Origin of the sequence: Streptococcus sciuri, from assembly GCF_024814375.1 — a bacterium.
Classification (GTDB): Bacteria; Bacillota; Bacilli; order Lactobacillales; family Streptococcaceae; genus Streptococcus; species Streptococcus sciuri.
In genome coordinates this window covers 94553-108547 of record NZ_JANUXX010000005.1, presented here as the reverse complement: position 1 = coordinate 108547, position 13995 = coordinate 94553, and the positions used below count along the sequence as shown (strand labels likewise).

Annotated in this window: 18 protein-coding genes; 13 read left to right on the top strand and 5 right to left on the bottom strand. The window is 39.5% G+C overall.

The features are described 5' to 3' along the window. From NXS10_RS05295 to NXS10_RS05255, 9 genes are all read left to right on the top strand, one after another. Positions 1-2004, top strand: a complete 2004-nt coding sequence (locus NXS10_RS05295; RefSeq protein ID WP_259138466.1) for a DUF859 domain-containing protein — start codon at positions 1-3, stop codon at positions 2002-2004. An 18-nt stretch (positions 2005-2022) separates the two neighbouring features. Further along, a complete protein-coding gene (locus tag NXS10_RS05290; protein ID WP_259138464.1) occupies positions 2023-2298 on the top strand; it encodes a hypothetical protein in 276 nt (91 codons plus the stop codon). Continuing rightward, positions 2298-2615, top strand: a complete 318-nt coding sequence (locus tag NXS10_RS05285; RefSeq protein WP_259138462.1) for a DUF7365 family protein — start codon at positions 2298-2300, stop codon at positions 2613-2615. Before NXS10_RS05290 ends, NXS10_RS05285 begins: the two co-directional genes overlap by 1 nt. Further along, entirely contained in the window at positions 2605-2838 is a 234-nt protein-coding gene (locus NXS10_RS05280) for a phage holin (protein ID WP_259138460.1), read from the top strand. The genes NXS10_RS05285 and NXS10_RS05280 overlap by 11 nt, the downstream gene beginning before the upstream one ends. Positions 2839-2849: 11 nt before the next feature. Next, positions 2850-3674: a peptidoglycan recognition protein family protein gene (locus NXS10_RS05275; RefSeq protein ID WP_259138459.1), complete on the top strand. Its 825-nt coding sequence runs from the start codon at positions 2850-2852 to the stop codon at positions 3672-3674. 1144 nt (positions 3675-4818) lie between these two features. Then, a complete protein-coding gene (locus NXS10_RS05270; protein WP_259138456.1) occupies positions 4819-5322 on the top strand; it encodes a PBECR4 domain-containing protein in 504 nt (167 codons plus the stop codon). Positions 5323-5458: 136 nt separating this feature from the next. Continuing rightward, positions 5459-5647 carry a type II toxin-antitoxin system HicA family toxin gene (locus NXS10_RS05265; protein ID WP_259138453.1) on the top strand — a complete coding sequence of 63 codons (189 nt, stop codon included), beginning with the start codon at positions 5459-5461 and terminating at the stop codon, positions 5645-5647. Between the two features lie 52 nt (positions 5648-5699). Further along, entirely contained in the window at positions 5700-6104 is a 405-nt protein-coding gene (locus tag NXS10_RS05260; protein WP_259138450.1) for a type II toxin-antitoxin system HicB family antitoxin, read from the top strand. A gap of 588 nt (positions 6105-6692) precedes the next feature. Next, the gene (locus NXS10_RS05255) at positions 6693-6905 is read left to right on the top strand and encodes a hypothetical protein (protein ID WP_259138447.1); all 213 of its coding nucleotides are present in this window, start codon (positions 6693-6695) and stop codon (positions 6903-6905) included. 120 nt (positions 6906-7025) lie between these two features. Here NXS10_RS05255 and NXS10_RS05250 read toward each other — a convergent pair whose 3' ends face one another. Together NXS10_RS05250 and NXS10_RS05245 are read right to left on the bottom strand one after the other, a co-directional pair. Further along, the gene (locus tag NXS10_RS05250; protein WP_259138445.1) at positions 7026-7172 is read right to left on the bottom strand and encodes a hypothetical protein; all 147 of its coding nucleotides are present in this window, start codon (positions 7170-7172) and stop codon (positions 7026-7028) included. 76 nt (positions 7173-7248) lie between these two features. Beyond that, a complete protein-coding gene (locus NXS10_RS05245) occupies positions 7249-7395 on the bottom strand; it encodes a hypothetical protein (protein ID WP_259138442.1) in 147 nt (48 codons plus the stop codon). Between the two features lie 162 nt (positions 7396-7557). Between NXS10_RS05245 and NXS10_RS05240 the strand changes: the two genes are divergently transcribed. The 3 genes from NXS10_RS05240 to NXS10_RS05230 all read left to right on the top strand — a co-directional run bounded on the left by NXS10_RS05240 (position 7558) and on the right by NXS10_RS05230 (position 10978). Further along, positions 7558-7959 (top strand): helix-turn-helix domain-containing protein, encoded by a 402-nt coding sequence (locus tag NXS10_RS05240; RefSeq protein ID WP_259138439.1) that lies wholly within the window; start codon positions 7558-7560, stop codon positions 7957-7959. 643 nt (positions 7960-8602) lie between these two features. Next, positions 8603-9640: a glycosyltransferase family 4 protein gene (locus NXS10_RS05235; RefSeq protein WP_259138436.1), complete on the top strand. Its 1038-nt coding sequence runs from the start codon at positions 8603-8605 to the stop codon at positions 9638-9640. A gap of 15 nt (positions 9641-9655) precedes the next feature. Next, positions 9656-10978 (top strand): glycosyltransferase family 4 protein, encoded by a 1323-nt coding sequence (locus tag NXS10_RS05230; RefSeq protein WP_259138433.1) that lies wholly within the window; start codon positions 9656-9658, stop codon positions 10976-10978. A 35-nt stretch (positions 10979-11013) separates the two neighbouring features. Here NXS10_RS05230 and NXS10_RS05225 read toward each other — a convergent pair whose 3' ends face one another. From NXS10_RS05225 to NXS10_RS05215, 3 genes are all read right to left on the bottom strand, one after another. Beyond that, complete coding sequence (locus NXS10_RS05225; protein WP_259138431.1) at positions 11014-11889, bottom strand: hypothetical protein; 876 nt, start codon at positions 11887-11889, stop codon at positions 11014-11016. Between the two features lie 229 nt (positions 11890-12118). Further along, positions 12119-12262, bottom strand: coding sequence for a hypothetical protein (locus tag NXS10_RS05220; protein WP_259138428.1), 144 nt, complete (start codon positions 12260-12262; stop codon positions 12119-12121). Between the two features lie 222 nt (positions 12263-12484). Beyond that, positions 12485-13249, bottom strand: coding sequence for a (S)-acetoin forming diacetyl reductase (locus NXS10_RS05215; RefSeq protein WP_259138575.1), 765 nt, complete (start codon positions 13247-13249; stop codon positions 12485-12487). A gap of 410 nt (positions 13250-13659) precedes the next feature. On the opposite strand from NXS10_RS05215, the gene NXS10_RS05210 reads away from it, so the two are divergent. Continuing rightward, complete coding sequence (locus NXS10_RS05210) at positions 13660-13977, top strand: nucleoside triphosphate pyrophosphohydrolase family protein (RefSeq protein ID WP_259138427.1); 318 nt, start codon at positions 13660-13662, stop codon at positions 13975-13977. Positions 13978-13995 lie beyond the last annotated feature (18 nt).

Here is a 13995-nt window from a genome sequence, read left to right as displayed (position 1 = left end):
ATGGCAGAATTTTGGTCAAATAACGACAGGGGCTATCGTATCAGGCTATGGCTTGAACAAGTGTCGCAAAATGTACAGACAAACAGTAGTCAAGTCAGGGTAAGGCTGGCGCTACTCAATACCACATCGACCTTTTACGGCTATAGCCTATCTGCCTTTGTCGATGTGAACAATCAACGTCTCAGCTGGTCAGGTAGCCCCTCTATGACAAACATGAACAGCACGCTCATGCTGATAGATCAGACCATCACCGTGGGGCACAATGCTGATGGGACAAAGGCTTTTCAGTTTGCAGCGAAGTTTAACGGTGCTGGGGGCTTCTCCCCTGGTACACTCATGCTGGGGGTGGGGACCTTTACACTCACGACGATAGCACGGATGAGCGCTATCAGTGTGGGAAACTGTGTCATCGGTAGCCCAGTAACTATCACGCTGAAGCGTCAAAATGAGAGTTTTACGCATACCATCAGATACTGGTGGGGGGATAAAAAGGGGACAATAGCGACAAATGTCGCAACCAGCTGTTCGTGGACAATCCCAATGAACTTTGCAGATGATATCCCAGATACAACCAGCGGGCGTGGTAGTCTCTATGTCGATACCTACAGTGGCTCTACACTGATAGGCACGCAGCAGACAAGCCTAATAGCGAGCTTGCCAGATAGTGTCAAGCCTAGCTTTTCTGGTCTTACCTTGATAGATACCAATGAAAAGGTCAAAGCTCTCATGTCTGAGAATACCTTTGTCCAAGTCCTCTCCAATGTCCAAGTGAGCTTTAACGGTCAAAAAGGGGCGTACGGCTCTACCATCACTGGTTACCGAGCGGAGATAGTGGGACAAAGGCAGGTCATAGATAGCGATGGTGGGCTTTTTGGTCTCATGAACTTTAACGGCAAGGCAACCGTGCGTGCTTGTGTCTTTGATAGTCGTGGGAGACAGTCGGAAGTAAAAGAGGTCGCTATCAATGTCCTAGAATACTTTGCCCCCGTCTTGAGCTTTAGCGTTGCTAGGTCTGGGAAGCTCTCTAGCACCCTTACCGTCACCCGAAACGCCAAGATAGCGCCCTTAACCGTCTCAAATAGTCAAAAGAACGTGATGACCTTATCTTTTAGAGTAGCAAAGCTGGGGACAACTACCTTTAACACGGATAGCGGACAGGCGTCAGGGTCATTTACCACGCTAGCAAGCCTAACCAACTCACAAGCCAATCTAGCTGGCACTTACGGCGCTGACCAGTCTTTTCAAGTCACAGGAACCTTATCGGATAGCTTTACCAGTACGGAGTTTAGTGTGACAGTACCGACTGAGCGCGTCGTCTTTAGCTATGACAAGCTGGGGCGGCTAGGTGTGGGGAAAATCGCTGAGCGTGGCGCTGAGGGGTCAATTGAAGCCACTGGGGAAGTCTATGCTAGAGATGGGACAGCCCTAGGCTTTTACGCTATAGCCCCAATTGCCAATCTCGACGAAGCGACAACCGCTGGTATCTACAGCGTAGACAGCCAAACCCTAAACCAGCCCAATGGCAGAAAAACACAGGGCTTTTTGCAAGTCGTAGTCACTGGTGGCGCAACCTATACCGATACGAAGAATAACCTCTGGCAAACCTATACAAGGGCAACAGGTGAAGTCTTTTTTAGAACAGTCGATTCAGATGGCAACTATCAAGACTGGATAGAGATAACACCGTCTCAGCTCGTACGAGCCAACCATCCAAATCTCATCAATACAGGCTGGCAGTCCGCAGGCTATAAGGGGTCTTACTACAAGCGTGTGGGCGATGTCATCAGTGTCCGCTATGACTTTGTAGGAACTGGGAAAAATCTCACTATCGGCACGATAGAGGGATGGAGCGCACCGCAGTCCTATATGTTTGTCATCGCCGCTTGGTCTTATGGTGGGGGTGACAATAGTCACTTACAGATAGATGAAGGGGTTAACCGTCTCACTGTGCTAAACTCTGGTAAGGGAATCACCTACAGGGGACAACTAACAATCATGATCTAAAAACGAAAGGATATCACTATGTTAAGAATCAATAAAACACGTCAAATCATCGCTGAGTTTATCGTGACAGAAAACGGCGAGGAAAAACTAGTCAAACAGACAACGATCAATGTCAATAACGAAGCAGTCTCAACCCTCTATGAAAATCTGCTTCTACCAGATCTATACGCTAGCAATCGTGCCACTATGCGAAGAGATGAGCAGAAACTACGTGACCTACGCTATGAGATAGAGGATGCTATCCTATCTGAGATAGAAGCGGACAAAACAGATAAAGTAAAGGAGACTGAATAATGGCGGAGCGTGAACTCATGCACTGGCTGGTTGTGGTGGTCTTGCCTATCGTAGTGAGTGGGACAAGTCTGGCGCTACTCATCAGGGGCAATATGGCACGACTAGAACACCGCTTAACCAACCTAGAAGCAGAATGCAAATACCAAAGGGAAAAGCTCAGCGACCACGCTATCGTGCTGGACAAATACGGCAATGAACAAAAAGCGATGATGGCGATGATCGAGCAGATAAAGCACTTATCAGAAAACATGAAAGAAGTCAGAAGCGATATCAAAACCATCAATGAAAAACTACAGGAGGGCTATCATGCGCATTAACTGGAAATTGAGGTTTTTAAATAAAACAACACTTTTAGCCATCATCTCGACGGTGATTTTGCTCTTGCAACAGTTGGGGTTTAGCTTGCCTAGCAATATCTCTGAGGTTATCAACTCTATCTTGACCCTTTTGGTCTTGTTAGGGGTCATTGTCGACCCAACCACGCACGGTATCAGCGATAGCGGACAGGCCTATGACTATACTGAACCACGCAAAAAATAAGGAGAGCTATCATGGTAAAAAACGTAAACGGTGATGTCTATAGTGACCTTATCACCATCGCACGCCCAGAAGTTTTCTGGAGTGGGGGAGCGCGCCCACAAGCTATCCGCTATATCGTTATCCACGGTACAGCGACAACAAATGTAGTGGGAGCTTACTCAACATGGCTTAAATCACGTAACTATCAGACAAGCGCCAACTATCTCGTGACAGATAGCGACATCATGGGCTGCGTGGGTGAGAATTTTGTCGCATGGCACTCTGGAGGGCGTGGGGCTATCACCAATGAAAACTCTATTGGTATCGAGCATATCAATAGCTATATCGGCAACCTAAACGACGCTAGCACTTATCTCTTTTCAGATAGAACCTTAGAAAATGGGGCAAGACTAACAGCTGAAATCTGTAAGCGCTTGGGACTAGCCCCTGACCGCTCGACAATCAAAATGCACAGGGAAGTCTCACAAACCGCTTGCCCTCAAACGCTAAACATCGATGACTATGTCAGACGTGTACAGAAATACTATAACGGTGGCGCAGCACAACCAACGCCACAAGCACAACCGCAACCAGCAAAAACAGCAACACCAACAGGAGGTTTAGAAATGGAATTTACATTCAGAATAGAAGGCGACCCAAAACGAGACTGGAGACGTGTCTATTATGCTAATAGCGCGCGTGGCACTTACCACTGGCTAACCAATGAAGATGAGTTGAAAATCATCCGACAAATCTATAAAGACGGTACAGGACGTGACCTTCCCCACTATGTATGGAACACAAAAGCCCCATGGTATAATAGAGCATTTGCAGCACTTAATCTGAGAGAAGAATAGGTAGCAAGTTGTAAAGAATACTTTTATGTTGCAACAATGCATGAGCTATCGAAACTAAAAATAACAAAACGACTACATAGTGGGAGATTAAAAAAAGTTGACAAGTGGTAGTCGGTATGTTATAATTTAAACAATTATGGTAATAGAGGGTAGAAATGGTGCCTACCGCACCCTTAATAGGGTACCTGAGATGTCGGAGTGCCGTCCGACCTATTACCACTATTCAAAATGCACAACCCCCTTCTAGCAAAAGCTAGAGGGGGTTTTTGTGTGTATAGGTTTAGTTGTTATTTTGCTTTAACTCCTTAAATTTTACTTTCATGTCTCTTTTTGATACTATTTAAGTACACCCCTTTACAGGGTGGATAGTGATTTTTCACTATCCGATTTTAAAGTGCCATTCAAGCGTGATAACTAACAAGTTGATTTTGATGACAAGTTTGTTAGCCTTTAGTTTGAGTGGCTTTTTAAGTACTTAAACATTGTTTTTGGAAGTTTTTTAATAAAAAATAAAAAAAGACTTTACATAATTATAATATTATGTTATAATAGTCTTGTAAAGTTGAGGGAGGTAGCCTTAGACAAGGAAATTATAGAAAGGAACTCATATAATGGGAAAACATCCTAAAAAACGAAAAAAGCTTAGTAGTGAAAAAACGATGGCTTTGGTAATCACACTTATCAACTTAGTCATCGCACTACTAAACCTAATCGAAAAAATCTTAGAAAAATTCTAGGATTTAACAAAGTTAGCGAAAGGGGCGAAAGCCCCAAGGCTAACGGTATGTTCCCATTGTATCACAAGGTATTCGAAAATGGAAGATAAAAAGTATAAGGTTTTGTTTTGGTCTATGACAGCTCTTACGCTTTTAGCTATTATCATTACTATCGTTATTTGGTGAAATTGTAAGACTAGACAAAAAGACAAAAATAGATTATGATGGTATTGAACAATATCTGTGGCGACACAGACGTACGGTAAGAGCGCACTGTACGGCTTGGCAAAGCTTAAAAATTGTTCCCTAGTGACAAGCCTAGAAAGCACTAAAGGGAGTTAGTAGTTTGCCCCTACTAATCGTTGACCTTGGCAGTGGGTCGAAACCTGCCTAGCGCTTTTTTTTTGAATTTTATAATGGAGTTTTGCGTGGACTTAAGAGAGCTTGTTAAAGATTATAGAGAACACTTTGTGGGAAAAATATGCCAAGTTTCCACCAACTATGCTGATTTAAAAGAGTTGGTTGTTACTTTTCAAGCTACAGATTTGCACCATCTTTTTGGGCTTCATAAGCTAACCAAGGACTACGCTAACTTTACTCTAAAACAAATTGAAAGTGGTGCTTTTGATTTGGGAGAATTTAAGCAATCTCCGAGTTTTAGAGAGGTGAAACAAAGAATAGGGCTATATCCATTTATTTCTGATATTTTTATCGAACAGGCAACTGACTACTGTGTCATCAGAAAAGATTTGTCTAGGAACAGCATGAATCTTGACTTAGTTTTCTTTGAAAGCGGTAAGCGTAACGCCAAGGTTCTTGGGCTACGAAAAGATAAGGAGGGCATCTATAGGCTGGTAACTCTTCATGAGGCATCTGCTAAAAAATATGATCGCGTCAGAAAAACGAGAATAATGGGTATAGTCTGGCTGTAAAAATTCCCCAAGGTCGTTATGCCAAGGGGCTTTTTTGTGTGTGTGAAAAAAATTGTTTAAAACACGTGTTTAGTGTCGACAAGTGTTTTAAACAATGGTATAATATAATCATAAAGATAAGGAAAGGAGAAAGCCAATGACCACACGGCGAGAGCTTGAAAAAATAGCTAAGGATGAAGGTTTTAAGCCTACCAGCAAAGGCAAAGGTTCACATACGCTTTGGGAACATGAAGATGGACGAAAAGTTTTAATCAGTAATCCAAAGCAGAAAGACTATAAACCTAAAACATTACGCTCAGTTTTAAAAGTCATCAAGAAAAAATAGGGGATAATTCCTCTCCCTATTTTCGGGGTGGTCGTTGGCTAATTATTATATTATGAAATACACCTATTTAGCACTTTTTGAAGTAGACAGTGAAAACGGGGGTTATACTATCACTTTTCCGGACTTTTCTGGAGCAATCAGTGAAGCAAATACTTTAAATGAAGCTGTTTATAATGCTCGTGAAGTGTTGGAAATTTTTACAATCATGTTCGAAGATGAAAAAAAAGAATTTCCAGCACCATCAAGTTTTAAAGCGCTGGCTGGAGAGCTTACCAGCGATGCGGACATTTTACAGGCTATTTCGGTAGATACTGATCTTGTTCGTGAGCGAGAGCGTTCTAAAACAGTTAATAAGACAGTAACTTTACCCAGTTGGCTAGTTGAAGCTGGCAAAGAGAATAAAATCAATTTCAGTCAATTATTACAAAAAGCAATACGTGAGGAGTTGAACGTTTAAAGGTCTGTTTATAATAAATCAGTTGGGGTTGCTTTAACTGGTGTTGGTTCAGTCTTGACAGGCATAGCCAAGATGATTAAGGTAACAAAAAAAGAACCTCAAAAAACAGCCAAAACAAGAAAGTTTAAGTAAGGTTCTTATCATAAGGTTCTTATCAAGGTGTAGGGGCTTTCTGCCCCATTCCCTTGATTTATTTGAGTATATCATAACAGGTGAATATTGTGAAGGATTTTGTTATTTTTATTTTTGTTTTTTTGGTGTTTTTATGGATTTCAAGAGATGACTAACACTAAAAAAACCACGGTTGTTACGCCGTGGTGGTTTGTGGTAAAAAATGAAAAAAGGGTATTTACATAACGCTAGTGCTGTTATGCTGTAGTTGTCCTCTAATATTGAGAAAGGGGCAATCTTAAAGGACAAGAAAACTGAGAAAAGGAACTTTAAAAAAATTATAATTAATGCATACGGTTAGTCAAAGGGTCGCACCCTTTAAGGTTAACCGCACTCTCATTATACCAAAAGGGGGCGCAAAATGGAAGCTAAAAAAATGAAAAAATTGAGGCTTAAAAACAGATAGGAGGGGTTTACATGACAGATGAGCTAAAGCCAAAGCGTAAAGGCTACAAGGATATAAAGGACCAGATGGAAGCCAATAAGCGCTGGGCGCAAAAGAACAGGGAGCATAAGCTCTATTTGAATGGGAGAAGTCAGGCGCGTGGGTTTATCCGAAACCGTGCGACAAAAGACGACTTGGAAGAGCTACTGGCGCTTATCGAAGAAAACTTAAAAAAGTTTGACTAGACAAAAAGCCTTGGCAGTTGTGCTGGGCTTTTTCTGTATCTAAAAAGTTATAAAAATACAAAAAATACAGGTTGATTTTTTGGAGTGTTTAGGGTGTTTTTTAGCTATGTTCAAAGTCAGCTAGTCAAGATGTTTAAGGGCGCGTTTTTCTAAGGCTTGCTTTTCTGATAAGAGTTTTTGATAGCGCTTGTTTACCTTGTAATCCTCGTACAGTGACCAAGCTAAAGCGATAATTAAACCGGCATAAATGCTATTTTCTATTGTCATTATCTTTCTTTTGTGATATACTACTTGCATAAGTATCAGCTTGGAGCTTTTCGCTCCAGCCTCCACTTAAGATGTGTTACTTGCTAGCTTTCTTGATGTCAAGAGCTAGCTTTTTTGTTTCTTGTTTTAGCTTTTCTATCTCTGCTCGCCTAACTCGTCTTTGGACTTGCTTATCGAACAGGTAACTGATGACTAAAACAATCACGATAACCTTTTCTAGCATATCACATTTACCTCCGTACTTATTTGTAAGGTCTTTAGCAACCTTACATTCTATAGTTTAACATATTAAACAATATTTATCAAGTGCTTTTTTGCAAAAAATCTTGGTTTTTTTACCTTTTTTTGGTAAAATAAATTAAACTCTAAAACACAGGAGAAGGTCATGAAATTAGGGAAAATTGTAAAAGATTATCGGACTTCCCAGCGATTGTCAATGGGAAAGTTTGCTAAGTTAGCTAACTTGAGCAAGGCTTATATTTCCATGTTAGAAAAAGGGGAAAACCCAGCCACTAAAAGGCCTATTTCTCCCTCTTTAGAAACGATACAAAATATAGCTCATGCTATGAATGTTGATTTTGAATTTCTTATTTCTCAGATTGAGGGGAATCAGATGGGCGCACGAGATGGCGACACTTCCCTCACAGTTACCCAAAACGCCACTTTAAAGGCGATTAATGACAAGGTGGGACAACTACACCCTAAACGTCAAAAAACCGTCCTAAAAGCCGTTATAGAGCAATTAGAAGAACAGCTAGAAGAAGAGGAGCAAGGTGCTTTAGAGTAGATTAATAAGACTTTTAGATATTAGTCAGACTTTGTCAGACTTTTTGGAGACTAAGCGTGAAAAAAGCTATTTACCACTTGACCTGATGAGATAAATAGCTTAATCTATAAGAAAGAAGCCAAGGTTTTTTGAGTGAGTGGCTTTATTGGCACAGGATCATGAAGAAAAGAGATGCGCTAAGAGCAGACAATCCTCGTGGGCGTTTGTGTGATGTGAATAGTTATACTGAGTTTTATAATCAACCCTTTTTGCTCCAGTAAAGCAAAAAAAGCCACTGAAAAATCAGTGGCACACCAAAACTATCCACTGCCATTATAGCACAAAAAAGCTGTTCGAAAAAAACTTTTTGTAAGAAAAGCAAGCATTAGAAAAACGCGCCCTTAAACATCTTGGCTAGTTTAAGCGCTTTAAATTTTCTACCTTTATGAAGTACATGTAGAGATTGCAACAATTACTGAAGACGATTATTTGTATTAAGATACTAGAGTTTTTTTGGTAGTGTTAGAAATGATAGTAAAAGTATGGTATTATTGGTATGTAAGAAAAAAAGACCTTGTCCAGTAGATTGTGATTTTATCATGGATGAGGTTTTATAAATCTTGATATTACAATATTTGGAAATTTACGATATAATAGTAACACTATGACAAAAGAAAAAATCAAAGTCAATATGCTCAGCTCAAGCGAGACTATTCCCGGACAGGGGGTTTCAGGAGCTTATCGTGAGTTGATGCGTTTGTTGAAACGAGATGCTAAAGATATTATTGATCTTACAGAAAATCAACGTATTAAGGCTGATATTACGCATTATCATACGATTGATATTTCTTTTTATCTATCGACTTTCTGTAAAAAGCGTGTTGGTCGTCGTATTGGCTACGTCCATTTTTTACCGAACACTTTGCGGGGGAGTCTTCGTATTCCTAAAATTGTACAACCGATTGTGGCTAAGTATGTGACGAGTTTTTATAATCGCATGGATCATCTAGTAGTTGTCAATCCCAGTTTTATAGAAGATTTGGTCGCTTTTGGCATTGACCGTGATAAGATTACTTACATTCCTAATTTTGTTAATTCGGAAAAATGGTTTAGACCTAATGCTGATGACAGGATAGCAGTGCGCAAGCGCTATGATTGGACAGAGGAAGATTTTGTTGTTCTTGGTGCTGGGCAAATTCAAAAACGTAAAGGTATTGATGATTTCGTCACTCTTGCTAAGACAAATTCGGACATTCAATTTGTTTGGGCGGGGGGGTTTTCATTTGGTGGGATGACAGACGGTTATGATGTTTACAAAAAACTTATGAAAAATCCGCCTACCAACCTCACTTTTACAGGAATTGTAGAGGCTGATGAAATGCGCCAACTCTATGGAGCTTGTGATTTGTTTTTATTACCCAGTTTTAGTGAACTCTTTCCGATGACTATCCTTGAAGCAGCGGCATGTGGAGCCCCCATTATGCTAAGGGATTTAGATCTTTATCGCATCATTTTAGAGGGGATGTACTTGCCAGCAAGTGACGTCTCAAAAATGGGAGAGGCGATTAGGCATTTACGCGCATATCCGACAGCTCTCAACCATCTAAAGACACAATCTGAAAACATTTCAAAGACATATTCAGAGGAGCGTTTGCTTAAGACTTGGATTGATTTTTATCGCCATCAAGCAGACCTCAAATAATTAAGGAGGGATAGTATGCGTATAGGGTTGTTTACAGATACTTACTTTCCACAGGTGTCTGGTGTTGCGACTAGTATTCGGACACTAAAGGAAGAACTGGAGAAACATGGACATGATGTCTATATTTTTACAACAACAGATCCAGAAGTTAAACGTTATGAAGATCCAACTATCATAAGATTGCCTAGCGTTCCATTTATCTCCTTTACAGATCGTCGTGTTGTCTATCGCGGTTTGATTTCCTCTTATAAAATCGCTAAGACGTATAGGCTTGATATTATTCACACACAAACAGAGTTTAGTCTTGGTTTTTTGGGGAAGTGGATTGCTAGTGCTTTGCATATTCCTGTTGTCCATACCTACCATACCCAGTATGAGGACTATGTAGGTTACATTGCTAAAGGACGTTTGATAAAGCCAAGCATGGTCAAATACATCATTCGAGGTTACTTAAGTGATCTTGATGGTGTTATTTGTCCATCTCGTATCGTGTTCAATCTTTTAGAGGACTATCATATCAAGATTCCAAAACGTGTGATTCCAACAGGCATTCCCATCGAAGAATATGTCCGAAAAGATATTACTGAGGAAGATAGGGAGAGATTGCGTCGTGAGCTCGGCATAGCAGCAGATGAAACAATGCTACTGAGCCTTTCTCGTGTTTCATCTGAAAAAAATATTCAGGCTATTTTAAAGAGTTTACCTGATGTCTTGTCTCAAAATCCTAAAGTCAAGTTAGTTGTTGTTGGTGACGGTCCTTATCTCAATACGTTAAAGGCATTATCTCATGATTTGAGACTAGAGCATGCCATTGTGTTTACAGGAATGATTCCTCATCAGCAAGTTGCTTATTATTATAAAGCGTGTGATTTTTTCATCTCAGCTTCTACCAGTGAGACGCAGGGTCTGACTTATATTGAAAGTCTTGCCAGTCATCGTCCTATCATTGCACAATCCAATCCTTACCTAAATGATGTCATTGATCATAAAATGTTTGGGACACTTTATGATAGAGAAGAAGATTTGGTAGCTGGTATTTTAGATGCTATTGATCATACACCTGAAATGACTGAGGATCGCTATCAGAAAAAACTTTATGAGATTTCAGCGCAACATTTTGCCAAATCCGTATATAGTTTTTACTTAGACGTCTTGATTTCCCAAGAAAATAAAAAACACCGAAAACTTTCTTTGACGATGAGAAAAAATGGTCCAAAAGTGAATAAGACACCTTACAAACTACCGAAGAAAGTTTTAAAAATGACAGGCTCCACCTCTAAAAAAGTTAAACGTGTACCTAAGCGAATGATTATGTCGATAAAAGATTTTCTAGATTAAAAAACTTCTCATTTAAATGAGAAGTTTTTTAAAAATTAATTAGAGGTTGCTTGATCAATCATTTCATTAAAGCGTTGTAACTGCTCATTTGTCATGTGTGCTTTATCTTCTGCAAAAACAGTATCAAGTTGATCTTTAGTAAAATCACTGGCATTTTCCTTGACATACTGATACAGTTCTTCAAATTGTGTTTGGCTATATTTGTAATGCGCCTCCATAAGGTTTGTGAGTTGTGTTGTAGATAAAATAGAACCTGTTTCAGGTGTATGAGGAGCGTTATAGTTAGTTTTTTTGATTGTCACTTTGGCATTGAGTGAGGAGATATTGAGAGTTTTGCTATTTGTAAAGACAAGAGTGGCTGTTACCGTTTTGTTGCCCTCTTTATCAATGCTGATACGTATGTTAGATTTGCTGGAAAGCAGTGAGTTTAGCGATAAAACATCTCTGTTTGAGTTGTTGTTTGATGTAATCATGCTTTTCAAAAAGTCTGAAAACGTCTTAACAGTTAATGTCAGCATAGTGGAGTCTTTAGAATTGCTGAAATCTTTATCACTAAGCCCTTTGAGCCAAGAGAGTGTTGCAACATTGGTGTAGCCATTAAATTTGAATTTGTTATCTGAGATGTCTGAAGTGTTGATGTACTTACCCGAAAAATCTTCGCTCTCAAAGGAGATTTGTGAGCTTTGATTGAGATTTTGCAGTTGGACAAGGGCATCAAGATTCATATAGAGATTGTCTCCGATGGCGATAAATTCATAGCTAGGCAACTTAGAGTCAAGTTGTGTTAAATCAACCTTAAAGCTCGCTTTTTTTCCTTTTGGTGAAATATTTACTGTAGTTGTAAACGACTTGTTATTAAGATTTTTGAGAGTATTGTCATCTGTTTTTATATCAGAGATAGTTGTTATCATCTGATAGGCATGATTTTTAGCTGTTGTATCATTTTTTATATGACTGATAAAAGATTCCTTAGCATTTTTACCACAAGCAACTAATAAAATGAGTAGTGGTAGCAGAAAAAGTATTTTTATTTTTTTTCATTTTAGGTGTCCTCATTGGTGATTGTATGGCGTTTACTCTTCTAAATTTTGAAGCGTTTAAAATAGTTTGTTTGAGATTCTTGTAGATTTATCATCTCGTTTAGGTGTTTTTGTAGTTGATAGAGGCCGTCTCAAGGTCGTGATTTTCTTTGGATTCAAGTGTCTCTTTGACGCTTGTGATATCATCGTAGGAGTCCTGAATTTTTTTGAGTGTCGTTTTGATAGTATCTATGTTTTTAACCATTGTCTAGCAAAAGCGCTGTGCGCTGTCAATAAAGCAAAAAAGCAGTGCGAAACTTATCCGTTAAAGATGACTTTTTTAAGCGTTCATTTCATTTAGCTACTTTCTTTCCAGTTTACCATAAAGAAGGATTTTTAATCTAGTGATATTTGAAAATAATATCTAAAACTGTTGACATAAAAAAGAGAGGAGGACTATCTAGTCCTCCTCTTTTTTTGAATTTAGTTAGTGGAATTGCATACCCCCATCGACGATAAGTGTCTGTCCTGTTATGTAATCAGAGTCTTTGCCTGCTAAAAAACTAACAGCATTGGCAACATCTTCAGGATCAGAGAGACGTTTTAAGGCGATATCCTTAGCAAAAGTTTGCATGCCCCACTCGTCATCTTTGCCAGCATTTTTGCCGACTTGATGAGCAATATCAAACATCATAGGTGTCTTGACGATACCAGGAGCATAGGCATTAACGGTGATGCCCTCATCAGCGAGATCACGTGCTAGTGTTTGTGTAATGCCTCGAATAGCAAACTTAGATGATCCATAGACAGTGAGATTCGGATTTCCAACGACACCAGCTTGGGAGGTAGCATTGATAATCTTACCACCATGTCCCAAATCCTTAAAGTGTTTGTGTGCAGCTTGAGCTCCCCAGATAGTACCTCCAACATTGATATTAAAGACATCTTGGAACTGTTCTTGCGTTATGGTGTCAAGAGGCGTTGTTGGTGCCACACCAGCATTATTGACCACAACGCTCAAATCTCCAAAAGTTTCAACCACTTTATCAAAAGCAGCAAAGACCTCATCACGCTTTGCTACATTTGCTACAATAGCGATGGTGTCCTCACTCGAGATAGTTTTTACAGCTTTTTGTGCTGTTTCAGCGTTAGAATCTAAAATACCGACTTTAAACCCATCTGCATGTAAACGCTTAGCAATTGCAAAACCAATCCCTTGTCCTGCTCCTGTCACAATAGCCACTTTAGTCATCATCTATCCTCCTTTTTTATACGCTATCCCATTAGAATATTCTAATACAAAGGACAATTTTCACGTTCAGTATATTCTTTTTAGGAGGAAATGTCAACAAAAAAAGTAACCGTTTTCTATATACCTATATAGACTTGAAAAAGTTTGATTTCGTGATATAATGTTAGAGAAGACAAGTTAAGTAAGGTGACTATCTTAAAAGCGAGCATTAGATGGTGAAATGGGTGCAGATAGTCTTACTTGATACTCCTTCCAAGCTGTTATGAAAACATGATAGGGTAGCGCCTTATAGCTAGTAGAGGTCTCATGTAAAACTATTGTTTTGTGTAGATAAATAAAGGTGGAACCACGTTGCGACGTCCTTTTGGGGTGTCGCTTTTTCTTTTGGAGGAAAGAAAGGACAGACAGATATGTTAACAGATGAGTTGTTGATACGTTCAATTGCTATTCGCAAGGCTTATGAAAGGCTTGAGATGACGTATCATGGTCAACCTTGGACGGTTGAAGAAGATTTACTTGCTTTGGGTAATGACATTGGTAATCTTAATCGCCTGGTCATGACACGCAAAGGACGTTACTATGATGAGACGCCCTATAATCTAGAACAAAAGTTAGCCGAAAATATATGGTGGTTAATAACTCTCTCAGAGCGCCTCGATGTCGATATTCAAAAGGAGATGGAAATCTTTTTGAGCTCAAAAGAAAAACAGCTCAAGATAGAAACCTAGAGGATAAACAGCTATAAG